The organism is Sphingomonas sp. CFBP 13720 (assembly GCF_014842075.1).
Lineage (GTDB): Bacteria > Pseudomonadota > Alphaproteobacteria > Sphingomonadales > Sphingomonadaceae > Sphingomonas.
On record NZ_JACYVA010000003.1, the window covers coordinates 128,115 to 152,084 of the forward strand.

The following is a 23,970-nucleotide window of genomic DNA, read 5'->3' on the forward strand; positions in this document are numbered from 1 at the left end:
GCGATCTTCAGCCGTATCGCGGCCCTGCCATTCCGTTTTAGCGGAACAGCGACGTGATGGTCTGCGGCGCCTGATTGGCGATCGACAAAGCCTGCACGCCCAGCTGCTGCTTGACCTGCAGGGCCTGGAGCTTTGCGGACTCCTTGGCCAGATCGGCATCGACGAGATTGCCGATGCCTGCTTCGACCGTATCCGACAGACGGCTGGTGAAGCTGATCTGCGCGTCGATCTTACGCGCAGCCGAACCCAGCGAGCTGACCTTGGTGGCCAGTCCCGTTCCGAACGTGTTCAGCGTATCCACCATCTTGGCCGCATCGGCCGCGGTGGCGATCTCGGACGTCTTGCCGAGCGTACCGGTGCCTGGACCGGTCGACGCGGCAGCCGTGCCGAGGTCGAGTTCGAGATTCTCGACCTTCAGCGAGTCGGGCGTATAGCTGCCTGAGCTGGCCGAGCTGCCCAGCGACTGGAGGGCGCTGACTTCGCCGCCACCGGTCTTCAGCAGGTTCGTCCCGTTGAATTCGGACGAATTGATGATCGTGGTGATCTGGTCCCGCAACGCCTTGAAGTCGTTGTTGAACACGGTCAGCGCTTCGTCGGTTTGACCCGTATCCGACGCCTTGCGTGCCAGAACCTTCATCTCGTTGACGACGTCGGTGATCTGTTCCGCGCCGGCGACTGCCACGTCGGTCACGCTCTTCGCCCGGCTGAGCGACGAGGAAACCGCCTTCAGACCACCCAGATCGCCACGGAGCGCCTGAGCGATCGCGTAGGTTGCCGAGTCATCCTTGGTCGAGCTGACGTTCAGGCCGGTGTTAATGCGGTTCTGAACCGTTCCAAGGCCTTCCGTAGTCACCTTGAGCGACTGGAGAGCGGCCATGGCGCCGGAGTTGGTGTTGATCGAAAATGCCATCGTAAAATTCCTTCTGGATCACAGCGGCCGCTTCTGCGCCCACGGACCGGATCGCCGGTCCTGCGGCCGGTCACTGCTGTGGCCGACAATACATCATGGGAAGGAATACCGGGTGACGGTCGGCCCGGGCGAAATTATCGTGCTTAACAGGGCGTTTACCATCAGAAGGGGAACAGCGCGTCGTAGATTTGCTGGCCCCAGCGTGCCTGTTGCGCCTGAGTCAGTTGCCCGCGTCCGCCATAGCTGATCCGGGCCTCCGCGATCTGGGTATGGCGGATCGAATTGTCGCGTCCGATATCCTGCGGCCGGACGATCCCGGTCATGATGAGTTCGCGCAATTCGTAATTGACGCGGATTTCCTGACGGCCCCGGATGATGAGATTGCCGTTGGGCAGCACGCCGGTGACGATCGCCGACATGGTCATGTTGATCGTCTCGCTGCGGCTGATCGTGCCGCTGCCGTTATAGTCGGACTTGCTGTCCGTTGCCGCCAGCTTCGAAGGATCGAGGCTGCCGGGCAACAGCTTTTCCAGCCCGAGCAGCGCGGAGACGCCGGCCGCTTCCGACCCGCCCCGGCTGCGCGCGGTCGAATTGCCGACCTCCGCCTTGTCGGCGACGTTGATGCGTACGGTCAGGATATCCCCGGTCCGCGCGGCACGCTGATCGCCCAGAAACGCCCCCGCCCCGCTGCGGAACAGCGACGCGGTTGCCGGAGCGGCGGCGGGCGGAGCCAGCGCGACGGACAGATCGGCCGGATTGGCGGGCGCATCCCGCCGTGGGCCGCCGCGACGTCCCAGCGACTCCTCGATCCATGGTGCATCGCTCGAATCGACCGCACTCAGTGCGGGTGCGCGTCCGACCTGTTTGAGCCGGCCGACCGCGCCGCAGCCCGACAGCAGCAGCGCGCCCGATACGACCACCGCGACGTCCCGCCGGATCATGGCAGCGACAGGCGGACCGCGCCCGCCTTCTCGACCACGGTATCGAACGTCCGGTTGGTCGCGGTGGCGACGACGCGCACCAGATCGCCCCGCCCGCCCGACGTCATCGCCCGTCCGGCGGTGGCGATCACCAGCCCGTCGGCCCGCAGGTTGATCGTCACCGGTTCGCCGCGCCGCACCAGCCGCGGGCTGGTCACGTCGCCCGCGCGGATCACCGCACCCGCCGGCATGTTGCGGACCAGTTCGCGCCCCGATGCGCCTTCGACCGGCAGCACGCCGATCGCGGCACCCGGCGCGCGCGGCTGCGGTTCGAAATCGGCGGGCGACAAGATCTCGCCCCGCTCGACGGCGCGCGCCAGCACCGGAACCGGAACGGTCGAGGGCACCGGTCCGGCAAGCGCCGCGACGAGGAACAGCAGCGGATCGATCATCGCAGCTGGCTCGTCGTCGACAGCATTTCGTCGGCGGTTTTCACGACGCGGCTGTTCATCTCATATGCCCGTTGCGCGGTGATGAGCGCGGTGATTTCGGACACCGGATTGACGTTCGACGATTCGACGAAGCCCTGCATCGTCGTGCCGAACCCCGGATCGCCGGGCGATGCGACATTGGCGACACCCGACGCCGCCGTTTCGACGAGGAGGTTGCCGCCGCGCGCCTCCAGTCCCGCTTCGTTGACGAAGGTCGCGAGCTGCAACTGTCCGATCGTCTGCATATCGGGCTGTCCGGCCAGCTTGATCTGGACCTGTCCGGTCTTGGAGATGGAAACGTCGACGGCCTCCGCCGGAACGGTGATGCCCGGCTGGACCGGAAAACCGTCCGCCGTCACCAGTTCGCCCTGATCGGACAGCTGGAACGATCCGTCGCGGGTGAAGGCGGTTTCGCCGTCGGGCAGCGTCAGCTGGAAATAGCCGCGCCCCTGCACCGCGATGTCATAGCGATTGCCGGTCGGGTTCGGCGGCCCCTGTTCGGTGATGCGATAGATGCCGCCGGTCTTGACGCCCGCGCCTATCTGGATGCCGGTCGGCACACGCGCGGTATCGCCGCCCGCCGAAGCACCCGCACGCGATTCCTGCTGGTACAGCAGATCCTGGAACGCGGCGCGCTGGCGCTTGAACCCGGTCGTGTTCATGTTGGCGATGTTGTTGGAGATGACGTCGACATTGGTCTGCTGGGCCAGCATTCCGGTGCTGGCGATCGATAGCGTGCGCATGGCTGCGGTCCTTCTACGAGTGCGTTATGGGATGGGTCAGCTCGACCGGCCGAGCCGGTCGATGGCGCGACGGCGCAGGTCGTCCATGTCCTGCGTCATCTTCATGCTGGTCTGATAGGCGCGCAGGATGTCGACCATCTGCGTGGTTTCCACGATCGGTTCGACGTTCGATCCCTCGATCCCGCCCGATTTGAGTCTGGTATCGGCGGCGGCCAGTTCGCGTCCGCCATTGCCGGTCATCATGCCGTCGCCGCGCGGAATCAGCCCGCGTTCGTCGTCGAACACCGTCACGGTCAGCCGCCCCAGCGCGCCGTCGCGTCCCATGACGCTGCCGTCCGGGCCGATGGTCAGCGTCTCAAGCTGGTCGGGCGGCACCACGACCGGACGACCGCCCTCGCCCAGCAGCGTCTGTCCGCCGGCAGTGGTCAGTTCGCCCGCCTGGTTCAGCCGGACGAAGCCCGCGCGGGTATAGGCGGTCCCGCCGCCCGGCGCCTGTACCGACAGATAGCCCGGACCGTCGATCATCACGTCCAGCGGATTGCCGGTCGACTGGAACGCGCCCGCCGTCGTGTCGTGCGTCGCCCCCATGTCGAGCACGAACGCGGTGTTGCGCGCCGCTTCGATCGGTCCGCTTTCGCTGCGTTCGACATATTCGCGGAATACCGGACGTTCGCGCTTGAACCCCGCCGTGTTCATGTTCGCCATATTGTTCGCGGTCACGTCCATCCGGCGTCGCAACGCCTGTTCGTGACTGAGCAAGACATAGGAGGAGATATCCATCGCGTCGCGTCCGTCCAATTTTTCCGCATCGGCATGACCACCAGGCAAATATTGCCCATCGGCTTTCCTATAATAGCATCACGAGGCCACCGCCGGACGGCAGGCCACGCGAATTCACGGAGAAGCCAGCGTGTCGACCAGCAAGGACGAAAAGCCCACGGACGCCGCCGCCGATGGCACGGCTGCCGCGAAGAAAAAGAAGAAGCTCGTCCTGATCGGGGCCGCTGCGGCGGTAGTGGTGCTGGGCGGCGGCGGCGGCGCGTTCATGATGATGGGCGGCGAGGCCAAGGCGAAGACCGAAGCGGGCGCGGACCATGACGCCCCGTCCGCCGAAGACCATGGCGAGGCGGCCGAAGGTGAAGGCGAAGGTGCCGAAGCGGCCAAGCCGCTGGACGTACCCCCGCTGATCGTCAACCTGCGCTCGCCCGACGGCGCGCCACGGTTTCTGAAGGTCCATGTCATGCTGATGCCGGGCAAGGGCGTCACGTCCGAAGCACTGGAGGCACAGCTTCCGCGCCTGCTCGATGCGTTCCAGCCGTTCCTGCGCGAACTGCGCCCCGAAGACCTGTCGGGGTCGGCCGCGCTGTTCCGGATCAAGGAGGAATTGCTGGTCCGCGCCCGTGAAACCATCGGCGCGGGCAAGGTGCAGGACGTACTCATCCAGGACCTGATCCAACAATGAGCGACGATTTCGACGATTTCCTGCTGCCCGATCCGCCGATGGCGGATCTTCCCGAAGGCGACCTGAACCAGGCGGGCATCGACGCGCTGTTCGGCGATGTCGGCGGTCCGGCCCGCCCGCGTGTCGGGTTGAAGGCCGTGATCGAATCCGACGTCACCAGCTATGAACGGCTGCCGATGCTGGAGGTGGTGTACGACCGGATGGTCCGCACCTTTGCCACGTCGATGCGCAACCTGACGTCCGACGCGATCGACGTGAGCATCGACGAGGTCAGCTCGATCCGGTTCGGCGACTTCATCAACCGCGTGGCGCTGCCCGCGATGATCGGTGTGTTCCGGGTCGATGAATGGCGCAATTACGGCCTGATCACGGTCGATTCCGCGCTGATCTATTCGGTGGTCGACGCCCTGCTGGGCGGTCGCCGCAGCCAGTCGCGCACGATGATCGACGGCCGCGCCTTCACTGGGATCGAGGTCGGGCTGGTATCGCGCATGATCGAACTGGCGCTGGCCGATCTGGGCGCGGCGATGCAGCCGATCGCCCCGGCGACGATGCAGCTGGAGCGGATCGAAACCAGCCCGCGGTTCGCATCGATCGCGGGTTCGACCAATATCTGCGCTGTCGCGACGTTGCGGGTCGACATGGACGGGCGCGGCGGAACGTTCAGCGTGCTGCTGCCCTATGCCACGATCGAACCAGTCCGCTATCTGCTGGCACAGCGTTTCATGGGCGAAAAACAAGGCCCCGAAAACCTGTGGGGCGCGCATTTGGCGGCCGAGATCCACAAGACCGAGGTGTCGGCCGACGTCGTGCTCGGCGAAACTTCCCTGACGCTGGGCGCGACGCGCGCGCTGAGCGTCGGACAGACCATCACGCTGGGCCGGCGTCCCGAAACGCCGGTCGAGATTCACGTCGGCGGCATACCGCTGGCACGCGCGCATATCGGACAGCGTGGCGGCAACGTCGCGGTACGGCTGTCCGGTGACATCGCACGGGGACCGATCGCATGACCTTCGCAGTGATGACCAATCTCGTCACCATCCTGTTCTGTGCCGCCGTGCTGGTACAGAGCATGCGGATGATGCGTTCGCTGAAAGTGGTGCGACGCGAGGGGCTTGCCGAAGTCGCGGCGGTCGTCGACCGCGTGACCGGCGAGGCGCGGATGGTGTTGCAGGAATTGAAGGGTGCGCTCGCCGATTGCGAGGCGAGCGTACGCCAGATGGCCGATGGCAAGGCGATGGTCGACGAGCTGACGGTGATGATCGGCATCGCCAACGCCTCCGCCGATCATATGACCGATGCCGCCAATGCTGCCCGGCGCGCACGGATGGAGGACATTCGCTGATGGCCGGCCGGATATCGCTATTGATGCTGACCGCCGGTGCGGCGGGTGCCGCGCTGATCGGCAATGCCATGGGACTCGCCGCCGCCGAACCGGCCGCGCCGGCCGGCGGGGCGCCGTCCGCGCCGCGCAGCCGGCTGGGCGTGGCGATCGCCGACGATCTTGGCGAACGCGACAAGGCCGCGGTACGCCGCGCCCGCGCGCTGGAACTGCGCGAGCAGGCGGTGCGCGCCGCGAACGCGATCGCCAGGTTGCCAAGCGCGCGACGGCCGCGATCACCGAACTGACGCAGCGCAGCCCGCGATTCGCGGCGGCACGCGCGACCGCCAAATCGCGTACCTGCACCCCTGCCTGATACGATTAACGAAAGATTTCCGTTTACGCCCGATTCTGTCTGAATCCTTCCTATAGTGGATCAGGACAAGGAGGATCGGATGATGTTGGACTTGGTGGTGCACCGCGATCGGTTGTTGCCGGATATCGCGATGGCGGTCGGCGATCTCGCAATCCTCGCCGATGGCGTGTTGATGGGCACCGATGCACCGCTGATGACGATCGCGCTGGACCCGGCGCGTTGCTGGCCCGTGTCGTTGTGGAACGACCGGCTGTCGGCTTGCGCGCATCGCACCGCCACGATGCATGCCGCACCGATGTTCGCGCCGGCACTGGCCGCGCTTCGTGCCGCCGCGATCGATCTGACCGATAGCCTGACGGTGCATGGCACCGAGGTCGCCCGTTCGGTCATCACCGACGGCACCGGGCTGGTGCTGATCGACGGTCCGGTCGGCAACGATCCGTCATGGCTGATCGATGTCGCGTCCGATGCCGGGACCACCGTACTCCTGCGGTTCGCGCCCGGTTCGGTGCTGGCGCAGCTGTTCGATCCGGCTCCGTAAACTGCGCACGTTACAACGACGTCATTTTTCGATAAGGTTTTGAATGGATCGCGGCCTTCGGCTAGGTCGTCGCCGTGCAGTCTCTAGCCGATCAGGAACCCGAATTGTCGAAGACGACGTGGCGGCGAAAGGCCCGTAGCGCTCCCGACACGCCACAGCCCGCCGGGACGGACCGGAGAACGGTCGTCGCGGATCGCTATCGCACGATCCTGTTTCCCAACCGGATTCGCGAACAGCGGATCCGGCATGCCCAGCCGACGCTGCTTTCCTTCGCCGCGGCGATGCCCGACATTCCCTATATCCGGTTGTCGAAGATCGAACGCGGCGAAGTCTTCGCGCGCGCGGATGAACTGGCGCGGATCGCCGCTGCGATCGGAGTGACGCCGGCCGACCTGCTGATCGATGTCGACGCGCCCGATTTCGATATCGCGCAATGGTTCGCACCGTTCGCCGACGGCGTCATGCTGGATGACGACGACGAAGCGCGCATGGCGGTGCTGCTGGCGGCAGCGACGCGGCAGCTTCGCGCCACCGACCCGACGCTGCGTCCCGCGACGATCGAGGCGGACTATGGCATCGCACCGGTGGTGCTGTCGCGGATCGAGAATGCGCAGAAAGGGCTGCTGCGCTGGAACGCGCAGACGATGGAGGCGATCGTCCGGCTGTTCGGGGTCGACAGCGAAGCCGCATTGCGCACCAAGCTGGAAACAATGGCGCAGGATGGCACGCTGGCGCCGTTCCTCGACGGTATCGCCAGCGCGGAAGACCGGGCGGATCGCACACGCCGCCGGATCGCGGCGTTGCGGATCGAACTAGCAGGCGACATGCCGCGCCGAGTACCGCCGGGACCGCGTGCGACACCCGACGATTCGCCGCGCGGCGATGCCGTCGGCGGACGGCTGGTGCCGCTGTACGGCCTGCCGCTGGCCGATGGGCTGCTGTCGATGGTGCCGGTCGGCGGGCGGGTCGAGGCACCGGCGATCGCCGGCCCCCGCGCCTTCGCGTTGCGGGTGTGCCGTCAGGCGATCGGCCCCGGCCTGCCCGGACAGGCGACCGTCATCGTCGATCCCGACCGGTATCCGCAAGCGGGAGGACTGGCGTTGGTCCGCGACGGGGAAGGACACCGCATCATGGCGGTCGTCACCGAACGGGACGGGACGATGAAGGGATTCACCCTGACCCCGGCGCGGGAAATCGACCTTGGCCCCCTGCCCCCGGCCGATCTCGCCGCGATCGTCGCCGCCCTGTATCTCTAGCGCGATCCGCCGCGACAAGTTGCGACAGTTTTAGGACTGGACGCGAGGCAAGACTACACATATCGTTTATCGATGATCCGTCGATCCCTTCCGATCGCCCTCGTTCTGTTCACGGGCGCGTGTACCACCGGTCCCGCCTATCGCGCGCCGGTGGCGGTGCAACTGGGCGTGCCAGACGGCTGGTCGGTGGGAACGCCGGGGGCGACGCGCGCGGACCTGTCGCGCTGGTGGGCACGGTTCGACGATCCGATGCTGACCCGTCTGATCGACGAAGGCGCGGGCACGAACCTCGACGTGGGACAGGCGGTCGCACGGCTTCGGCAGGCCCGCGAACAACTGGTGCAGAGCCGCGCCGCGCTGTTCCCGCAGCTGTCGGCGTCGGGCAGCTATTCGCGGCTGGAGGTACTGCGCGGCGGCGGAGGGACCACCACCCTGCCCGACGGGACGATCGTCCAGCGCAGCGTCGGTGCGTCGAACAGCTTTTCGGTCGGCGGCGACGCCAGTTACCAGACCGACCTGTTCGGCGGTGTCCGCAGTAGCATCGCCGCGTCGCGCGCGACACTGGAGGCGACGCAGTACGATTACGCCACCGTGCTGTTGAGCGTGCAGTCGGAAATCGCGCGTAATTACCTGACCGCGCGGCTGGCGCAGGCGCAACTGGCCAATGCTCGCGCGTCGATCGCGTTGCAGGACGACAATCTGGAAATAGCCGGGTTCCGGGTACAGGCGGGCCTCGTATCGTCTCTGGACGTCGAGCAGGCGCGCACCGCGCGCGCCCAGACCGCCGCGCAGTTGCCGCAGATCGAACAGACCTATGCCGCCGCCGTCGCGCGGCTGGGCGTGCTGACCGGACGTGCGCCGGGCGCGCTGCGTGCCGACATGGCGGCGAACGGCGCGATACCGCAGGGCGATACGCGGATCGGCACCGGCATTCCCGCCGACACATTGCGGTCGCGCCCCGACATCCTGTCGGCGGAACGACAGCTCGCGGCGGCCACGGCGCAGATCGGCGTGGCGACGGCACAGCTATATCCCGCGCTGGCGCTAGGCGGATCGATCGATACCAACGCCACGTCGTTCGCGGCGCTGACCGATATCGTCAACGGCCGGCTGTTCGCACAGGTCGCACAGACGATCTTCGACGGCGGGCGGTTGCGGGCGCAGGTGCGCAGCCAGCGCGCCGCCGCCGATGCCGCATTCCTGAATTACCGGCAAACGGTGCTGACCGCGCTGGAGGATGTGGAGAACGCGATCATCGCGATGGATACCGCGACGGCGCGCGAGCGTGAGTTCGGGATTGCAGCGGAGGCGGCGCGCAACTTCGCGTTGCTGTCGCGGCTGCAATACCGGTCGGGCCTGACCGACTTCACCACGTTGAACCAGGCGGAGGCATCGCTGTTGTCGGCGCAGAACGGCGTAGTGCAGGCGCGCGCCGACCGGGCGTCCGCGCTGGTGCAGTTGATGACCGCACTGGGCGGTGGCTGGGACGCGACCACGCTTCCCGATCCCGCCACCGCCCCCGTTCCCGACCGATCCGTTTACGCCAAGGACCGCTGATGGCCGAGCCGACCACCCCCGATCTCGACCAGTTTCTGGGCGTCAAACAGCGTCCGCGCTGGCGGCGCTGGCTGAAATGGGCGCTGATCGCGCTGGGCGTGGTCTTGCTGGCGCTGGCGCTGCGCAGTTGCGTCAAGGGAGACGCAGCGGTGCAATATGCGTCCGAACCGGTGCGGCAGGGGCCGTTGACCGTCACCGTGTCCGCCACCGGCAAGCTGGCACCGACCAATCAGGTCGAGGTCGGGTCGCAATTGTCAGGGCTGGTCACGCAGGTCGTGGCCGACGTCAACGACCGGGTGGTCAAGGGCCAGCCGCTGGCGCTGATCGATCCCGAACAGCTCGACGACGCGATCCGTTCGGGACAGGCGCAGGTGAATGCCAATCAGGCACAGATCGCGACCGCACAGGCGACGCTCAGCGAAGCGCGCGCGCAGTTGCAGCGGCTGGAGGAAGTCCGCCGCCTGTCGGGCGGGCGGGTGCCGTCGGCGACCGAGTTGCAGACGCAACAGGCGGCGGTGCAGCGCGCGGTTGCGGGCGTCCGCGCGGCGCAGGCCAATGTCGAGGCGTCGCGCGCGCAGCTGAACAGCAGCCAGACGCAACGCTATCGCGCGATCATCCGGTCGCCGGTCAACGGCGTGGTGCTGGCGCGGCAGGTCGAGCCGGGACAGACGGTCGCGGCATCGTTCAACACCCCGACGCTGTTCGTCATCGCCGAAGACCTGTCGGCGATGAAACTGGAAGTCGCGATCGACGAAGCCGATGTCGGGCAGGTCCAGAACGGCCAGCGCGCCGACTTCACCGTCGATGCGTTTCCGGGCGAGACGTTTCCGGCGAAGATCACGCGGGTCGATCTGGGATCGAACCTGTCGTCGCAGACGTCGTCGACCACTACGACCACCACGACGACCGGGCAGGTCGTATCCTATGCCGCGACATTGTCGGTGCAGAACCCGCAGTTGAAGCTGCGCCCGGGCATGACCGCGACCGCCGAGATCGTCACGCTGGAACGGCCGAGCGCGCTGCTGATCCCCAATGCCGCGCTGCGGTTCCGTCCGCCCGCCGATACGACGGCATCGGGCGGCGGTATCGCCGGGGCGTTCGGTCCCCCACGCCGCAACCGTGGCGCGGGCAAGAGCGCGACGATCGCGCGCGGCGCGCAACAGACGGTGTATATCGTCGGGGCGGACGGCAAGCCCAGCCCGGTGCAGGTTACCACCGGCAACAGCAACGGATCGTTGACCGAAGTCACCGGCGGCGGGCTGAAGGCCGGAATGAAGATCATCACCGCGCAACTGGCGAACGAGAACAGCAAGGCCGGCGCGACCAAGGCCGGCGGCGGCGGGCCACGTGGCAACTGACGCCGCCCTGATCGAACTGCGCGGCGTCACCAAGACCTATGGGGCCGGGGCGACGCAGTTTCAGGCGCTGAAAGGCGTCGACCTCGATATCGCGGCGGGCGATTTCGTCGCGGTGATGGGGCCGTCGGGATCGGGCAAGTCGACGACGATGAACATCCTCGGCTGTCTGGACGTGCCGTCGGCGGGCACGTTCCTGTTCCGGGGGCATCATGTGGAACGGCTCGACCGCGACCAGCGGGCGCTGTTGCGACGCAACTATCTCGGCTTCGTGTTCCAGGGGTTCAACCTGCTCAGCCGCACCAGCGCGCTGGAGAATGTCGAGCTGCCGCTGCTGTATCGCGGCGATGCCAAGGCGGAGCGGCGGCGAACCGCGATGGCGGCGCTGGAAAAGGTCGGGCTGGACCGGTGGTGGGACCACACCCCCGCCGAACTGTCGGGCGGGCAGCAGCAGCGCGTCGCGATCGCCCGCGCGATCGTCACCAGCCCCGACGTGCTGCTGGCCGACGAACCGACCGGCAACCTCGATTCGGAACGTTCGGTCGAGATCATGGAATTGCTGACCGACCTGAACCGCACCAGCGGCATCACCGTGCTGATGGTCACGCACGAGGCCGACATGGCGGCGTTCGCGCGGACGGTCATCCATTTCAAGGACGGGCTGGTCGAACGGATCGAAGCGCAGCATCGCCCGGGGCAGGCGGTGGAATCGTGAGGCTGTTGCCGGTCCGCCAACTCCGTTCGGTTCGAGCAGCTTCGAGCGCAGTCGAGAAGCGTCCGTCGAGAACGCCCGCCCGGTGGAACGCCGTTCTCGATACGCGCTCTCGACTACGCTCGATCGCTACTCGAACCGAACGGACATGGTTTGGCGGGAAAACAAGGGCGGTTTCATGCTAGGCACCACCTTCCTTCTCGCGATCCGGTCGATCCTGCGGCACAAGCTGCGGTCGTTCCTGACCACGCTGGGCATCATCATCGGCGTGGCGTCGGTAGTGGCGATCAGCACGCTGGGACAGGCGACGACCAGCGCGGTGCAATCGAACATCGCCAGTCTTGGCAGCAACATCCTGCAGGTGCGGCCCGGGCAGGGTTTCGGTCGAGGCGGCGGCGGGCCGCGTCCGCCCGATTTCGACGAAAGCGACGTCGATGCGATCCGCGGCCAGATCGCGGGCGTCACGGCGGTCGCGCCACAGGCACAGGCGGCGGCGACCGCGATCTTCAACGGTGCCAACTGGTCGACGACGATCAACGGCACCACCAACGCCTATTTCACCGTCCAGCCATGGCCGCTGGTGTCAGGCCGCACCTTCACCCCGGCGGAAGAAGCGGCGGGCAAGTCGGTGTGCATCATCGGCAACACGGTGCGCACCAACCTGTTCGGCGGGGGCGACGCGGTGGGCGAACGGTTCCGCATAGGCAACGTCAGTTGCGACGTGATCGGCATCCTGAGCACGCGCGGACAGGCGGGGTTCGGCGGCGATCAGGACGACGTCGTCATCATGCCGATGAAGACGGTGCAACGCCGGTTCAGCGGCACGCGCGACATCAAGCTGATGCTGGTCGGGGTGAACCCGGCCTATGACGGGGCGGCGGTGCAGGCGTCGCTGAGCCAGTTGCTGCGCGAACGGCGCGGCATCGCCGGCGGCAAGGAAGACGACTTCAACATCTTCGACACCGCGCAGATCACCGCGACGATCACCAATACCACCACCCTGCTGACCACGATCGTGTCGGCGGTGGCGGCTATCAGCCTGCTGGTCGGCGGGATCGGCATCATGAACATCATGCTGGTATCGGTGACCGAACGCACGCGCGAGATCGGCATCCGGCTGGCGATCGGCGCAGTCGCGTCCGAAGTGCTGATGCAATTCCTGGTCGAGGCGGTGGCGCTATCGTGCCTTGGCGGGCTGATCGGCCTGCTGATCGCGCAGGCGGCGGTGTTCGGACTGGCGAAGGCGAGCGACCTGCCGTTCCTGTTCCTGCCGCAGGTCAATCTGATGGCGTTCGGGGTGTCCGCGTTGATCGGGGTCGTGTTCGGATATTTCCCGGCGCGGCGTGCCGCGTCGCTCAATCCGATCGATGCGCTGCGCCACGAATAGCGCCAAAGGTCACAAAAGTCACACTCGCACACTGTTGCGCGCCACACGCTATCCGGTCCGGCGCACCATGAACGGACGGGCGGAATCCCGGACGGAATGGACGATGGAAAGAGCGTGATCCCCGCATACGCGCTGGCCCGGATGTAGGAAAGTTCAGCCCGCCGTGGGCGCCCACCATGGCTCGGCGCGCGGCCGGGTGATGGCGTCGTGCGTTTCGGGCGACGCGGCGATGGCGCGCAGTTGCTCCAGATCCTCCGGCGTATCGATGTCGATCAGTTCGGCGGGGGCGGTGACGACATGGCGACCGGCGCGCACCAGATCGCGCGCGCCCGCGTCCCCTTCGAGCGATTCCAGAAAGTCGAAGCGGTTGCGCCCGAAGATCGCGGGCGGGCATGGCTTTATGCCGTCGCTGGACGCGACCACGGCGTCGTCGTCGCGCGCCGCGTCGAGCAGGCGATAGATATGCGCGGCGGTGATGCGCGGCATGTCGGCCAGCGCGAACAGCACCGCGCGTGTGCCCGCCGCCCGTGCCGCCCGCAGCCCCAGCTTCACCGACAGCGACATGCCCGCCGCCGGGTCTTCGTTGACGATCACGTCGAAGCCGCGCGACGCGAAATCCAGTTTCGTGCCATCGATCACCGCGATGCGGTGGCGGAACGGTACGTCCTCCAATGCGGTCACGACATGATAGGCGACCGGCTTGTGCAGAAATTCCTGCGCCAGCTTGTCCGCATCACCGAAGCGACGCGAACGGCCCGCCGCCAGCAGGATCAGGGTGGTTTCTTCAGCGAGCATGGAACGTCCTTACCATCGCCGCCGCGATCGACAGCGCGATTTCGGACGGACCGATCGCGCCGATATCCAGTCCGACCGGCCCGTCGATCCGGTCGAGGTCATCATCGGCCACGCCCGCCGCCGACAGCCGTTCGCGGCGGGCCGCGTGGCTGCGCCGCGACCCCAGCGCGCCGACATAGGCGGTCGGCGCGGCGAGCGCGGCGATCAGCGCAGGATCGTCGATTTTCGTATCGTGGCTGAGCGTCACGACGGCGGTCGCGGCATCGGGGCGCAACGCCGCGATCGCTTCGTCCGGCCAGCGATCGTCGAGCGTGACGCCGGGAAAGCGTTCCGACGTCAGGAAACGGGCGCGCGGATCGATCACCGTCGTCGCGATGCCCAGCGTCGCCGCCATCGCCGCCAGACCCTGCGCGATCTGGACCGCGCCGACGATCAGCAACCGGCGCGGCGGATCGTAGCGGTTGAGGAACACGCGCGCCGCCGCATCCTGCGTTCCCGCGTCCGACGGCGCGCTGATGCCGGTATCCAGATCGGTCGCGACGGTGAGCGGGTCGCCGCGATCCGCCGCGGCGGCGATGCGATCGAACAGTTCGGGGTCGAAGCCGTCGGCGGCGACCGGTTGCACCATCACCTCGATCTCGCCGCCGCATGGCAGGCCGACTTCCCACGCCGCCGCGTCGGCGATGCCATAGCGCCGCACCGCGAACGGTGCGCCGGCAAGGATGTCGGCGGCGGTGGCGAGAATGTCGCTTTCGACGCAGCCGCCCGACACCGATCCTTCGAACCGGCCATCGGCGTGGATCAGCATATGGCTGCCGCGCGGTCGCGGGGCCGATCCCCATGTCGACGTGACGGTGGCGATGGCTAGCGGCTCGCCCGCCCAGGCACGGGCGGCGGCGAGCACGGAATCATTGTCGGCCATGGGGTTCCGATCGTGGCGTGACCGGCAGTAACGCACCACCGGCCCGCCCGATCCTCCGGTCAGATGACGTCGAGGACAAGCCCGCGCGCCTTGGCTTCCTCCGCTTCGATATACCAGTTGGATGGTGCCTTTTCGACCAGCTCCTCGAACGGCACGTCCGATCCGGCGACGATGTCCCGGAACCCTTCTTCCTCGATGCGGATCGAATGCTCGATTTCGTGCAGCTTGGCACGAAGCGTATAGCCCAGCGTCTTGAGCGGGCCGGACAGTTCGATGCTGCTCGACATCAAGCGTTCGTGCAGCATCAGCCGCGTGCCCTTCGTCAGGAACCGCTTGGTCGTCGGGAACGCCGCCATGAACGTGGCACCCGCCGAATAGACCGCGACCTTGCCGAGGAACAGCGCTTCACGCCCGGTATAGTCGCGCAGCAGCCGGATATCGTCACCCATCGCGCGGGCGACTTCGGGATCGCCGCCGAGCGTCGAGATCGAGATGACCAGCGGCCCGTCGGCGGGCGCGTTCGCCATCTGCGTACGGAAAGACTGGTACATGTCGTGATCGACCGGTCCCGCGAGGTGGACGTGCGGCAGGGCGAGCATCGGATAATCGTTGACGCTGGTATCGGGCATGGCGTGGGTTCCCCCTTGGGATGGCGCATGGCGACGCCACCGGGGGATACGGCGGCGCAGGCATGGCGATGGAGTGGACGCCCCGTTCTGTAGCGGGGCCTGCGGCGATACCGGACGACGGCGAAGAAGGTTCCGCTTTTTCTTCCCCTGTTCTTGCGCGCGGCGAAGTATCGGCCGGCGCGTGGGCCGGCGGCACGCTAGTCCCGGGCGTCGATCAGCCCCAGCACGTCGCCGATGATGGCCCGCATCGCGATCCGCGCGGCATCGTCGTCGCCGCGCGCGATCGCGTCGGCCACCGCCGCATGTTGTTCGACGCTGGCGGACCGGCCGACGATGGTGTTGGTGAAGCGGATCGACGTGCGCAACGCGGTCGACACCATGTCGCGGAACTGCGCATAGAACGGGTTCTTCGCCGCCAGCAGCACCGCGACGTGAAATGCGATGTCGGCGTCGAGCGGGTCGTCCTCGCCCCGTTCCGCCGCCGCCATCCGCGCCAGCCCGGCGGCGATGCGCGCATGATCGTCGTCATCGGCGAACCGCGCCGCCAGCGCCGCCGCCTCCGGCTCGATCGCGACGCGCAACTGGTTGAAATGGCGTAGTAATTCGACCGAGAACTGCCGGTCCAGCATCCAGTGCAGCACGTCGGGGTCGAGCAGGTTCCACGTCGCCGCCGGACGCACCACCGTGCCCTTGCGTGGACGGGCGCTGACCAGTCCCTTTGCGGTCAGCATCTTGACCGCCTCGCGCGTCACCGATCGGCTGATGCCATGCACCCGCGCGATATCGGCTTCGGTCGGGAAGGGACGCGTGTCGTATTCGCCGGTGACGATCGCGCGGCCCAGAATGTCGAGCGTCGCCTGTGTCAGATTCCTGCCCGTTCCCCCGGTCGTACGCGCCGCCATCACCCCTCCGTTACCGTCCGCCCGGTGCTTCGCACTGGACACTTTCTATTCGTCGTATAATTGTCGCGATCCAAGCGCGCCAGCGCGTCGGAGAGGAAAACTATGGGCCTGTCGACGATCGACCTCATCGTGGTCATCATCTATGCGATCGGGATATTCGGTCTCGCGCAATGGGTGAGCCGCGACAAGGGGGGCAAGGAAAAGGATTCGTCCGATTACTTCCTTGCGTCAAAGTCGCTGCCATGGTGGGCGATCGGCGCATCGCTGATCGCGGCCAACATCTCCGCCGAACAAATCGTCGGCATGGCCGGATCGGGCTATCAGATCGGGCTGGCGATCGCGTCCTATGAATGGATGGCGGCGCTCACGCTGCTGATCGTCGGCAAATACTTCCTGCCGATCTTCCTGCGCAACGAGATCTATACGATGCCGCAGTTCCTGCAGGAACGGTACGGCCCGTCGATCCGCACGCTGATGGCCGTATTCTGGCTGGCGCTGTACGTGTTCGTGAACCTGACCAGCATCATCTGGCTGGGATCGATCGCGGTGACCAAGGTCGCGGGCGTCGACCAGACGGTGGCGCTGGCCGGGCTGGGCCTGTTCGCGCTGTTGTATCAGTTGCGCGGCGGGTTGAAGGCGGTGGCGCTGACCGACATCGTGCAGGTCGCGTTGCTGGTCTTCGGCGGGCTGACCATTTCCTATCTGACGCTGAACGAGATCGGCGGCGATGCGGGCGTCATGGGCGGCTTTGCCGAGTTGACCCGGCGTGCACCCGAAAAGTTCGACATGATCCTGACGCGCGACAATCCGTTCTACAAGGATCTGCCCGGACTGTCGGTCCTGATCGGCGGCATGTGGATCGCGAACCTCAGCTATTGGGGGTTCAACCAGTATATCATCCAGCGCGCGCTGGCCGCCAAGTCGCTGCCGGAAGCGCAGAAGGGCATCGTCTTCGCCGCCTATCTCAAGCTGCTGATGCCGCTGGTGATCGTGGTGCCGGGCATCGCCGCCGTCGTGCTGGCCCCCGATCTGGCCAAGCCGGACGAAGCCTATCCGACGATGATGCGGCTGTTGCCGCCGGGGCTGCTCGGCCTTGTCTTCGCGGCGCTGATCGCGGCGATCATCGCGTCGACCGCATCCAAGATCAATTCGATCGCGACGATCTTCACGCTCGACCTGTATGCCAAGCGCAAGGGCATCCGCACCCATGCCGAGGATGCGGCGGGCGACCGGTTGCACGAACGCAAGCTGGTGCTGGTCGGGCGGATCGCGGCGACGGTCGCGATCCTGATCGCGATCCTGACCGCGCGGCCGCTGCTGGGCGGGGCGGATCAGGCGTTCCAGTTCATCCAGGAGTTTTCGGGCTTCTTCACGCCGGGCATCACGGTCATCTTCCTGCTGGGCCTGTTCTGGAAACGTGCGACGGAAGCCGGTGCGATCGGCGCGGCCATCGCGTCCGTGCTGCTGTCGTATCTGTTCCGCACCTTCGCACCCGACATTCCGTTCATGGACCGGATGGGGCTGGTGTTCCTGCTCAGCCTCGCGCTCGCCATCGGACTGTCGCTGGCGATCAGGGGGCGCGGCGATGCCAACCGCATCACGATGGAGGGCGTGCGCTTCGACACGTCGAACAGCTTCAACGTCGCCGGGCTGGGCGTCGTCCTGATCCTGATCGCGCTGTACGCGACATGGTGGTAAGCCCGTTCATAGCCGTCGACTGGGGCACGACCAACCGCCGCGCCTATCGGATCGAGGACAGGCGGATCGCGGCGGTCGAACGCAGCGCACTGGGCGTATCGTCCATGGCGAAGGACGCGTATCCGGCGGAGATCGCCGGCCTGCGCGAGCGGATGGGCGACCTGCCCGTGTTGATGGCGGGGATGGTCGGATCAACGATCGGCTGGACGGTCGCGCCCTATGCGACGACGCCGGCGGGCATCGGCGATCTGGCCGCCGGGCTGACGCGGATCGACGATCGCACCGCCATCGTGCCGGGGCTGTCGTTCCGCGACGGTGCGCGCGGCGACGTGATGCGCGGCGAGGAAGTGCAATTGCTGGGCGCGGCGCTGATCGGGCAGGTGCCGGGCGACGCGCTGCTGTGCCAGCCGGGTACGCACTGCAAATGGGTCGAACTGACCGGCGGGCGCGTCGCGCGCTTCACTACGGCGATGACGGGCGAATTGTTCGCGCTGGTCCGCGCGCACGGCGTGCTGGCGCCGCAACTGGCCGCGCCGGTCATAGCGGGCGATGCGTTCCGCGACGGGGTGCGCGAAGGGGCGCGGCGCGACCTGACCGCCAGCCTGTTCGGCATCCGTGCCGCCAGCGTGCTGGGGCTGCGCGACGACGCACAGGCCGCATCCTTTGCCAGCGGCGTCGTGATCGGCAGCGACGTCGCCGCGCGGATCGCCCCCGGACAGGTCGTGCAACTGGTCGCCGACGGCGATCTCGCGACGCTCTATGCCATGGCGATCGAGACACTGGACGGCCGCGCAGTCGTCACCCCGTGCGAGGACGCGTTCGTCGCCGGCATCACCCATATCCGGGAGCTTTCCGCATGACCCATATCGAGGCGTTCGACGCCGCCTTCGCCCGTTGCCCACTGGTCGCGATCCTGCGCGGCGTCCGCCCCGACGAGGTCGAGGATATCGGCGACGCGCTGGTCGATGCGGGGTTCACCATCCTCGAAGTGCCGCTCAACTCGCCCGATCCCTATGACAGCGTCGCCCGGCTGGCGGCACGGTTGAAGGACTATGCCGTGGTCGGCGCGGGCACGGTGCTGAACGTCGACGCGGTCGAGCGGGTCGAGGCGGCGGGCGGCACGATCATCATCTCCCCCAATGCCGACACGCGCGTGATCGCCGCCGCCGCCACGCGCGGGCTGGTGTCCATGCCCGGCATCGCCACCCCGACCGAAGCGTTCGCCGCGCTGGAAGCAGGCGCCGCCGCGCTGAAGCTGTTCCCCGCCGAAGCCGCCAGCCCGGCGGTAATGAAGGCGATGCGCGCGGTGCTGCCCAAGGGCGTGCGGATGCTGCCGGTCGGCGGGATCGTGCCCTCGAAGCTGGACGAATGGCATCAGGCGGGGGCGGCGGGCTATGGTCTCGGCTCGGCGCTGTACGTGCCGGGCATGGACGCCGCGACGGTCGGCGAACGCGCGCGAGCGTTCGTCGCTGCGTGGGCTGCGCTGGAGAAATAGGGGCCGCGTCACAAAGACGCAGGCGATCATCGCGGTGAACGCCTTCGATCGTCCCACCGCGCAGGCGAAGTATCTGCTCGCGTACCATGGCGGTACGGGACGGAAACCCGATCCGTTCCGACCGTTTACCCCGCTCCCCCTGCCCGGAGCCGTCCATGTCGCATCCCCGCCCCGTCCTTGGCCTGTTCGCCGGCATCGCCGCCGGCCTGATCGCTTCCGTCGCGATGGCCGCGTTCCAGTCGGTCGCCGCGAAACCGCTGGGACTGGATCAGAGCGACGACGATCCGGCCACGGTCAAGGCCGCCGACAAGGTGGCGCTCGCCACGACCGGGCGGCAGGTTCCCGAAGACTATCGCCCGCAGGCGGGTCAGGCGGTCCACTATCTGACCGGCGCCGCGCTGGGCGGCCTGTACGGCGTCCTTACCGAATATCGCCCCGGTGCCGCCGCCGGTTTCGGTAGCCTCTATGGCGCTGCGACCTCGCTGTTACTAGACGAGGCCGCCGTTCCCGCAGCCGGCCTCGGCAGCGCACCATGGGAAACCGGTGCCGCGACCCATGCCTATGGCGCCGCCGCGCATCTCGTGTTCGGCGTGGCACTGGAAGGGGCACGGTCGGTGCTCGGCGGGAGGCAGGGGTAAGATCAACGGTTCGTACCGAGCAGGGGCTGCGCTGGTCGAAGACCGGTATCGAAGCAGCGGGCCGAGGCGATCCTTCGATACGGCGCTTCGACAAGCGCAGCGGCTACGCAGTACGGGCGGGACGATCGCGACTGCTCGGCGATTATTCGGACGTTACCAGTTCGACCGCCCCGACCTCGATCACCGGCACCTCCCACGGATGTGCCGCGATGATCGCCGCAAGCGCGGTATCGATAGCTGCCCCCGTTGCCGCATAGGTCTTGACCACCACCGTGGCCACCACCTCCGCCGTGCCGGCGCGCCCGGTCGTCGGCACGGCATCCGCCCCCGGCACGAAACTTTCCAGCCCGAACCCGAGTTCGAACACGCCGCGATACGGGCCGATCGCACCCAGCACGTCGCCGCCCCGGATGATCGCGACGATCGCCGCCAGCACCGGATCGTCGTGCAGTGCCGCCACCTCGCCCGCCTGCAACCGCGCCAGCACGTCCCCCGATACCGGGCAGTGCACCCGCACCACCTGCATCAAGGTCCGCAGCACGCTCAAAGCAGCAGCCAGTCGTTGCGGTTGCGCTTGACCTCTCCGCCGCCCTGCCGCCGCGCCAGTTCGGTCTGCGCGGTGAAGCGCACGTCCTCGTCGCGGTCGCCCAGAAAACCGTCGAGCGAATCGTCGTCGATCTCGCTCCATTCGCGCCCGCGATCGGGACCGTAGCGGACGCGCGGCAACAGGCCCGGCTGGTTCGACCATTCGATCAGCTGCGCGATCGACGCTTCGTTCAGCATATCGCGCAGATGGAACGCGGTGACATAGGCATCGGGAAAGGCGCGATGCGCGGGCAACCCGCGTTCATGCTCCATGCCGCCGGGCTTGCGCCAATAGCGCAGCATCTGGTTCGAAAAGCCCGGCGAATCCGGCCACAGCCGCAGCGCGCATTTCCACGTGCAGATCCAGTCGGCCCCGTGCGTCAGTTGCGCGGTGCAGAATTTCTGTTCGAAATCCGCACGGTGCGCCGCCAGCGCCAACCGGCGGGGATAGGGATCGAGCACGCGCCGCGCGATATCCTGCCACCACGGCGCGTCCGCGACCTGTTCGTCGAGGATATGATGCACCGCCTGTGTCACCGGGGGGATCGGCCGGCCGGGATTGACGAAATGCTGCCCGCCTTCGCCGCTCAGTTCCCAGCGGCCGTCCTCCCCCAGCGCCACGTCCTGCCAGCCCACTTCGCACACGCCATGCGCGGGCGGAGCCTGCCCCGTGGTTTCGAGGTCGACGACACGGATGATCTGCGGAGGAGCCATGCCGTGCAAATGGGCGCGCGCGCGTCGAAATGCCACCCCGGACAGATAGGCCGGGGTCCGGCGGTCATCGCATCAATGGCCCGCCTGCACCCCGCGTTCCAGCCCCGACAGCGCCAGTTGCGCGTCGATCTGCGCGAGCAGCGCGGCCAGCCCCGTCGCGTCCTTCGCCTCCGCGCGGGCGACCAGCACGTCCTGCGTGTTCGACGCGCGCAACAGCCACCAGCCATCGGCGGTGTTCACCCGTGCGCCATCGGTACGGTCCACCGTGGCCCCCGATGCTTCCAGCCGGGCGAGGACTTCGTCGATCACCGCGAATTTGCGGGTCTCGTCGACCTGAAAGCGCAGTTCGGGGGTGTTGACCATAGCGGGCATCGCCCCGCGAAGCTCGGTCATCGACTTGCCGCTCATGTGGATCGCGCGGATCAGCCGCACCGCCGCATAGGGCGCATCGTCGAACCCGTAATATTCGTGCGCGAAAAAGATATGCCCCGACATCTCGCCTGCCAGCGGCGAGTCCGTTTCGCGCATCTTGGTCTTGATGAGGCTGTGACCGGTCTTCCACATCAGCGGCGTGCCGCCCAGTTCGGCAATCCGGTCGTACAGCGCCTGGCTGGCCTTCACATCGGCGATGATCGTCGCGCCGGGCAGTTCGCGGAGCACCGGTTCGGCAAGGATCGCGAGCAACTGGTCGCCCCATACCACCCGCCCGGTGCCGTCGACCGCGCCGATCCGGTCGCCGTCGCCGTCGAAAGCCAGTCCGAAATCGAGCTGCTTGTCCGCGACGAGCGCCTTGAGATCGGCAAGGTTGGCTTCTTCGGTAGGATCGGGATGATGATTGGGAAAATTGCCGTCCACATCGGTGTAGAGCAGGTGATGCTCACCCGGCAGGAGCTTGACCAGCTTCTCGATCACCGGGCCGGCGGCGCCGTTGCCCGCGTCCCAGCCGATGCGATAGGCGCCGCCGGCATAGCCGACGATCAACCGGTTCACATAATCGTCCTCGATGAAATAGTCGGTCGCGGTCCCGGCGCCTTCTTCCCAGTCGGCCTCCGCCGCCATCCGGCCGAGCAACTGGATATCCTCGCCAAAGAACGGACGGTGCTGCAACACCATCTTGAACCCGTTATACTCGGCGGGATTATGGCTGCCGGTTATCTGGATGCCGCCGTCCACCTCCAGCGTTGCCTCGGCATAATATAGCATCGGCGTGGGGCCGAGGCCGATGCGCACGACGTCGACGCCGCTCTGCGTCAGTCCGGCGACCAGCGCCTGTTCCAGTTCGACCGACGACAGCCGACCGTCGCGCCCCACCGCCACGCGCGTGCCGCCGGCGCGACGCACAACGCTGCTGAACCCACGCCCGATCGCATGGGCGTCGGCGGTGCCCAGCGTCTTCCCCACGATACCGCGAATGTCGTATTCGCGCAGCGAGCTGGGGTCGAAACGATGCGTCATGCCGGTCTCCTGATTGGTCCGCAACGGAGCGTCCGACGCCCGGAAAGGTTCAATGACGCAACCGCCCGATCAGCACGTCGCGCGCCGAGTTGATGCGCCGGGCAAGGTCGGCCGATCCGCCGCGATCGGGATGCACCGCCTGCATCAGGCGGCGATGCGCGGCGCGAATCTCGCCGACATCGGCATTTTTGCCGACGCCGAGGATCGCGCGAGCCTCCGCCTCGCCGCCGACCACGCGCGGCTTGGCGCGCAGCCACAGCCAGAAGGCGACGATCGCCGCGACGATCAGGACCAGCTTGACCATCGAACGATCAGATCGCCGGGGCGTGCGCCGGTTCGGGCAGTTGCAACCCGCCCAGCATTTCGCGCAGTTCCTGACGCGCGGCGACATGCGCCAGCCCCATTTCGCCCAGATCGTTGCGGTCGAGCATCGTCAGGCCGGACGGGAACAGTTCGCGATAGATCACGCGTTCGGACAGTCCGGGGATGACGCGGAACCCGACCCGCTTCGACAATTGGGTGATCGCTTCGGACACGCGACGCATGTTGCGTGCTTCGATATGCTGCAACCGGTTGCGCAGCACGACCCAGTCGATCGTCGCGCCATCGGCCTTGGCGCGGTGCTTGCGCGTTTCCCAGATCAGTTCGGAATAGAAGCTGGGCCGCGTCACCTTGAACGTATCCGGGTCGACATGGCCGATCAGATCGAAATCGACGAAACTGTCGTTCATCGGCGTGACCAGCGTATCGGCGTTGGTCACCGCGATCCGCGCGAAGCGATCGTCGCGGCCCGGCGTGTCGATCACGAGGAAATCGGCCTTCTCGCTCAGTTCGCCCAGCAGATCGTTGAACCGCGTCAGGCTTTCGCCGTCATGCGTTTCGTACACCGGCATGACCAGATTGCGCCCGGTACGCTGGATCGTGGCCGCGCGGTTGTCCAGATACCGGCCCAGCGTCCGCTGCCGATGGTCGAGATCGAGGCACGCGACCCGCGCCCCTTTCGCCGCCAGCGCGATGGCGACGTGTACCGCCGTGGTCGATTTGCCGGTGCCGCCCTTCTCGTTGGCGAACACGATGACGTGCAACCGATCCGAATCCTCGTCCAA

The 23,970-nt window shown here is 67.1% G+C and carries 28 protein-coding genes; 14 read left to right on the top strand and 14 right to left on the bottom strand.

Annotated features, from left to right (window positions below; genetic code table 11):
* Positions 1–37: 37 nt before the first annotated feature.
* The 5 genes from IFT55_RS08210 to IFT55_RS08230 all read right to left on the bottom strand — a co-directional run bounded on the left by IFT55_RS08210 (position 38) and on the right by IFT55_RS08230 (position 3,844).
* Positions 38–910, bottom strand: coding sequence for a flagellin (locus IFT55_RS08210; RefSeq protein WP_192090959.1), 873 nt, complete (start codon positions 908–910; stop codon positions 38–40).
* A gap of 161 nt (positions 911–1,071) precedes the next feature.
* Positions 1,072–1,851 carry a flagellar basal body L-ring protein FlgH gene (gene flgH / locus IFT55_RS08215; RefSeq protein WP_192090961.1) on the bottom strand — a complete coding sequence of 260 codons (780 nt, stop codon included), beginning with the start codon at positions 1,849–1,851 and terminating at the stop codon, positions 1,072–1,074.
* Positions 1,848–2,282: a flagellar basal body P-ring formation chaperone FlgA gene (gene flgA / locus IFT55_RS08220; protein ID WP_192090963.1), complete on the bottom strand. Its 435-nt coding sequence runs from the start codon at positions 2,280–2,282 to the stop codon at positions 1,848–1,850. The genes flgH and flgA overlap by 4 nt, the downstream gene beginning before the upstream one ends.
* Positions 2,279–3,064, bottom strand: a complete 786-nt coding sequence (gene flgG, locus IFT55_RS08225) for a flagellar basal-body rod protein FlgG (protein WP_192090965.1) — start codon at positions 3,062–3,064, stop codon at positions 2,279–2,281. Before flgG ends, flgA begins: the two co-directional genes overlap by 4 nt.
* A 36-nt stretch (positions 3,065–3,100) precedes the next feature.
* Positions 3,101–3,844 (bottom strand): flagellar hook-basal body complex protein, encoded by a 744-nt coding sequence (locus IFT55_RS08230; protein ID WP_192091487.1) that lies wholly within the window; start codon positions 3,842–3,844, stop codon positions 3,101–3,103.
* 130 nt (positions 3,845–3,974) lie between these two features.
* Between IFT55_RS08230 and IFT55_RS08235 the strand changes: the two genes are divergently transcribed.
* From IFT55_RS08235 to IFT55_RS08280, 10 genes are all read left to right on the top strand, one after another.
* Positions 3,975–4,526: a flagellar basal body-associated FliL family protein gene (locus IFT55_RS08235; RefSeq protein ID WP_342029262.1), complete on the top strand. Its 552-nt coding sequence runs from the start codon at positions 3,975–3,977 to the stop codon at positions 4,524–4,526.
* Positions 4,523–5,536, top strand: a complete 1,014-nt coding sequence (gene fliM, locus IFT55_RS08240) for a flagellar motor switch protein FliM (protein WP_192090967.1) — start codon at positions 4,523–4,525, stop codon at positions 5,534–5,536. Before IFT55_RS08235 ends, fliM begins: the two co-directional genes overlap by 4 nt.
* A complete protein-coding gene (locus IFT55_RS08245; protein ID WP_192090968.1) occupies positions 5,533–5,871 on the top strand; it encodes a hypothetical protein in 339 nt (112 codons plus the stop codon). Before fliM ends, IFT55_RS08245 begins: the two co-directional genes overlap by 4 nt.
* A complete protein-coding gene (locus IFT55_RS08250) occupies positions 5,871–6,155 on the top strand; it encodes a hypothetical protein (RefSeq protein ID WP_192090970.1) in 285 nt (94 codons plus the stop codon). Before IFT55_RS08245 ends, IFT55_RS08250 begins: the two co-directional genes overlap by 1 nt.
* Before the next feature lie 147 nt (positions 6,156–6,302).
* On the top strand, positions 6,303–6,764 hold the full coding sequence (locus IFT55_RS08255; protein WP_192090971.1) for a hypothetical protein: 462 nt from the start codon (positions 6,303–6,305) through the stop codon (positions 6,762–6,764).
* A 74-nt stretch (positions 6,765–6,838) separates the two neighbouring features.
* The gene (locus tag IFT55_RS08260; protein ID WP_342029263.1) at positions 6,839–8,020 is read left to right on the top strand and encodes a helix-turn-helix domain-containing protein; all 1,182 of its coding nucleotides are present in this window, start codon (positions 6,839–6,841) and stop codon (positions 8,018–8,020) included.
* Between the two features lie 72 nt (positions 8,021–8,092).
* Positions 8,093–9,577 carry an efflux transporter outer membrane subunit gene (locus IFT55_RS08265; protein ID WP_192090973.1) on the top strand — a complete coding sequence of 495 codons (1,485 nt, stop codon included), beginning with the start codon at positions 8,093–8,095 and terminating at the stop codon, positions 9,575–9,577.
* The gene (locus IFT55_RS08270; protein WP_192090975.1) at positions 9,577–10,935 is read left to right on the top strand and encodes an efflux RND transporter periplasmic adaptor subunit; all 1,359 of its coding nucleotides are present in this window, start codon (positions 9,577–9,579) and stop codon (positions 10,933–10,935) included. Before IFT55_RS08265 ends, IFT55_RS08270 begins: the two co-directional genes overlap by 1 nt.
* Entirely contained in the window at positions 10,925–11,647 is a 723-nt protein-coding gene (locus IFT55_RS08275) for an ATP-binding cassette domain-containing protein (RefSeq protein ID WP_192090979.1), read from the top strand. The genes IFT55_RS08270 and IFT55_RS08275 overlap by 11 nt, the downstream gene beginning before the upstream one ends.
* 175 nt (positions 11,648–11,822) lie before the next feature.
* Positions 11,823–13,031 carry an ABC transporter permease gene (locus IFT55_RS08280; protein ID WP_192090981.1) on the top strand — a complete coding sequence of 403 codons (1,209 nt, stop codon included), beginning with the start codon at positions 11,823–11,825 and terminating at the stop codon, positions 13,029–13,031.
* 153 nt (positions 13,032–13,184) lie between these two features.
* Here the strand turns inward: IFT55_RS08280 and IFT55_RS08285 are convergent, their stop codons facing one another.
* From IFT55_RS08285 to IFT55_RS08300, 4 genes are all read right to left on the bottom strand, one after another.
* Positions 13,185–13,826: a nucleotidyltransferase family protein gene (locus IFT55_RS08285; RefSeq protein WP_192090983.1), complete on the bottom strand. Its 642-nt coding sequence runs from the start codon at positions 13,824–13,826 to the stop codon at positions 13,185–13,187.
* The gene (locus IFT55_RS08290) at positions 13,816–14,748 is read right to left on the bottom strand and encodes an XdhC family protein (protein WP_192090985.1); all 933 of its coding nucleotides are present in this window, start codon (positions 14,746–14,748) and stop codon (positions 13,816–13,818) included. The genes IFT55_RS08285 and IFT55_RS08290 overlap by 11 nt, the downstream gene beginning before the upstream one ends.
* A 59-nt stretch (positions 14,749–14,807) precedes the next feature.
* On the bottom strand, positions 14,808–15,377 hold the full coding sequence (locus tag IFT55_RS08295; protein WP_192090987.1) for an ATP-dependent Clp protease proteolytic subunit: 570 nt from the start codon (positions 15,375–15,377) through the stop codon (positions 14,808–14,810).
* Between the two features lie 197 nt (positions 15,378–15,574).
* Positions 15,575–16,279, bottom strand: coding sequence for a FadR/GntR family transcriptional regulator (locus tag IFT55_RS08300; protein WP_192090989.1), 705 nt, complete (start codon positions 16,277–16,279; stop codon positions 15,575–15,577).
* A gap of 102 nt (positions 16,280–16,381) precedes the next feature.
* On the opposite strand from IFT55_RS08300, the gene IFT55_RS08305 reads away from it, so the two are divergent.
* The 4 genes from IFT55_RS08305 (at position 16,382) to IFT55_RS08320 (ending at position 20,110) form a co-directional block, all read left to right on the top strand.
* Complete coding sequence (locus tag IFT55_RS08305; RefSeq protein WP_192090992.1) at positions 16,382–17,977, top strand: sodium/sugar symporter; 1,596 nt, start codon at positions 16,382–16,384, stop codon at positions 17,975–17,977.
* Positions 17,968–18,837: a 2-dehydro-3-deoxygalactonokinase gene (locus tag IFT55_RS08310; protein ID WP_192090994.1), complete on the top strand. Its 870-nt coding sequence runs from the start codon at positions 17,968–17,970 to the stop codon at positions 18,835–18,837. The genes IFT55_RS08305 and IFT55_RS08310 overlap by 10 nt, the downstream gene beginning before the upstream one ends.
* Complete coding sequence (locus tag IFT55_RS08315) at positions 18,834–19,472, top strand: 2-dehydro-3-deoxy-6-phosphogalactonate aldolase (protein ID WP_192090996.1); 639 nt, start codon at positions 18,834–18,836, stop codon at positions 19,470–19,472. Before IFT55_RS08310 ends, IFT55_RS08315 begins: the two co-directional genes overlap by 4 nt.
* Before the next feature lie 155 nt (positions 19,473–19,627).
* Positions 19,628–20,110 (top strand): DUF1440 domain-containing protein, encoded by a 483-nt coding sequence (locus IFT55_RS08320; RefSeq protein WP_192090998.1) that lies wholly within the window; start codon positions 19,628–19,630, stop codon positions 20,108–20,110.
* A gap of 142 nt (positions 20,111–20,252) precedes the next feature.
* Here IFT55_RS08320 and IFT55_RS08325 read toward each other — a convergent pair whose 3' ends face one another.
* The 5 genes from IFT55_RS08325 to IFT55_RS08345 form a co-directional block, all read right to left on the bottom strand.
* On the bottom strand, positions 20,253–20,651 hold the full coding sequence (locus IFT55_RS08325; RefSeq protein ID WP_342029274.1) for a hypothetical protein: 399 nt from the start codon (positions 20,649–20,651) through the stop codon (positions 20,253–20,255).
* Between the two features lie 2 nt (positions 20,652–20,653).
* The gene (locus IFT55_RS08330) at positions 20,654–21,409 is read right to left on the bottom strand and encodes an exonuclease domain-containing protein (RefSeq protein ID WP_192090999.1); all 756 of its coding nucleotides are present in this window, start codon (positions 21,407–21,409) and stop codon (positions 20,654–20,656) included.
* Positions 21,410–21,481: 72 nt separating this feature from the next.
* Positions 21,482–22,864 carry a phosphoglucomutase/phosphomannomutase PgmG gene (gene pgmG / locus IFT55_RS08335; RefSeq protein WP_192091001.1) on the bottom strand — a complete coding sequence of 461 codons (1,383 nt, stop codon included), beginning with the start codon at positions 22,862–22,864 and terminating at the stop codon, positions 21,482–21,484.
* Between the two features lie 49 nt (positions 22,865–22,913).
* Entirely contained in the window at positions 22,914–23,168 is a 255-nt protein-coding gene (locus IFT55_RS08340; RefSeq protein WP_192091003.1) for a J domain-containing protein, read from the bottom strand.
* A gap of 7 nt (positions 23,169–23,175) precedes the next feature.
* Complete coding sequence (locus tag IFT55_RS08345) at positions 23,176–23,970, bottom strand: division plane positioning ATPase MipZ (RefSeq protein WP_249403705.1); 795 nt, start codon at positions 23,968–23,970, stop codon at positions 23,176–23,178.

Excerpts from the sequence above, each read along its gene's own strand:
- IFT55_RS08245 (WP_192090968.1), top strand. The coding sequence starts at position 5,533 with ATGACCTTCGCAGTGATGACCAATCTCGTCACCATCCTGTTCTGTGCC.
- IFT55_RS08300 (WP_192090989.1), bottom strand. The coding sequence starts at position 16,279 with ATGGCGGCGCGTACGACCGGGGGAACGGGCAGGAATCTGACACAGGCG.
- flgG (WP_192090965.1), bottom strand. The coding sequence starts at position 3,064 with ATGCGCACGCTATCGATCGCCAGCACCGGAATGCTGGCCCAGCAGACC.
- IFT55_RS08315 (WP_192090996.1), top strand. The coding sequence starts at position 18,834 with ATGACCCATATCGAGGCGTTCGACGCCGCCTTCGCCCGTTGCCCACTG.
- IFT55_RS08265 (WP_192090973.1), top strand. The coding sequence starts at position 8,093 with ATGATCCGTCGATCCCTTCCGATCGCCCTCGTTCTGTTCACGGGCGCG.
- IFT55_RS08310 (WP_192090994.1), top strand. The coding sequence starts at position 17,968 with ATGGTGGTAAGCCCGTTCATAGCCGTCGACTGGGGCACGACCAACCGC.
- IFT55_RS08250 (WP_192090970.1), top strand. The coding sequence starts at position 5,871 with ATGGCCGGCCGGATATCGCTATTGATGCTGACCGCCGGTGCGGCGGGT.
- pgmG (WP_192091001.1), bottom strand. The coding sequence starts at position 22,864 with ATGACGCATCGTTTCGACCCCAGCTCGCTGCGCGAATACGACATTCGC.
- IFT55_RS08290 (WP_192090985.1), bottom strand. The coding sequence starts at position 14,748 with ATGGCCGACAATGATTCCGTGCTCGCCGCCGCCCGTGCCTGGGCGGGC.
- IFT55_RS08280 (WP_192090981.1), top strand. The coding sequence starts at position 11,823 with ATGCTAGGCACCACCTTCCTTCTCGCGATCCGGTCGATCCTGCGGCAC.
- IFT55_RS08320 (WP_192090998.1), top strand. The coding sequence starts at position 19,628 with ATGTCGCATCCCCGCCCCGTCCTTGGCCTGTTCGCCGGCATCGCCGCC.
- IFT55_RS08210 (WP_192090959.1), bottom strand. The coding sequence starts at position 910 with ATGGCATTTTCGATCAACACCAACTCCGGCGCCATGGCCGCTCTCCAG.
- IFT55_RS08230 (WP_192091487.1), bottom strand. The coding sequence starts at position 3,844 with ATGGATATCTCCTCCTATGTCTTGCTCAGTCACGAACAGGCGTTGCGA.
- IFT55_RS08295 (WP_192090987.1), bottom strand. The coding sequence starts at position 15,377 with ATGCCCGATACCAGCGTCAACGATTATCCGATGCTCGCCCTGCCGCAC.
- IFT55_RS08255 (WP_192090971.1), top strand. The coding sequence starts at position 6,303 with ATGATGTTGGACTTGGTGGTGCACCGCGATCGGTTGTTGCCGGATATC.
- flgA (WP_192090963.1), bottom strand. The coding sequence starts at position 2,282 with ATGATCGATCCGCTGCTGTTCCTCGTCGCGGCGCTTGCCGGACCGGTG.
- IFT55_RS08270 (WP_192090975.1), top strand. The coding sequence starts at position 9,577 with ATGGCCGAGCCGACCACCCCCGATCTCGACCAGTTTCTGGGCGTCAAA.
- IFT55_RS08330 (WP_192090999.1), bottom strand. The coding sequence starts at position 21,409 with ATGGCTCCTCCGCAGATCATCCGTGTCGTCGACCTCGAAACCACGGGG.
- flgH (WP_192090961.1), bottom strand. The coding sequence starts at position 1,851 with ATGATCCGGCGGGACGTCGCGGTGGTCGTATCGGGCGCGCTGCTGCTG.
- IFT55_RS08305 (WP_192090992.1), top strand. The coding sequence starts at position 16,382 with ATGGGCCTGTCGACGATCGACCTCATCGTGGTCATCATCTATGCGATC.
- fliM (WP_192090967.1), top strand. The coding sequence starts at position 4,523 with ATGAGCGACGATTTCGACGATTTCCTGCTGCCCGATCCGCCGATGGCG.
- IFT55_RS08340 (WP_192091003.1), bottom strand. The coding sequence starts at position 23,168 with ATGGTCAAGCTGGTCCTGATCGTCGCGGCGATCGTCGCCTTCTGGCTG.
- IFT55_RS08285 (WP_192090983.1), bottom strand. The coding sequence starts at position 13,826 with ATGCTCGCTGAAGAAACCACCCTGATCCTGCTGGCGGCGGGCCGTTCG.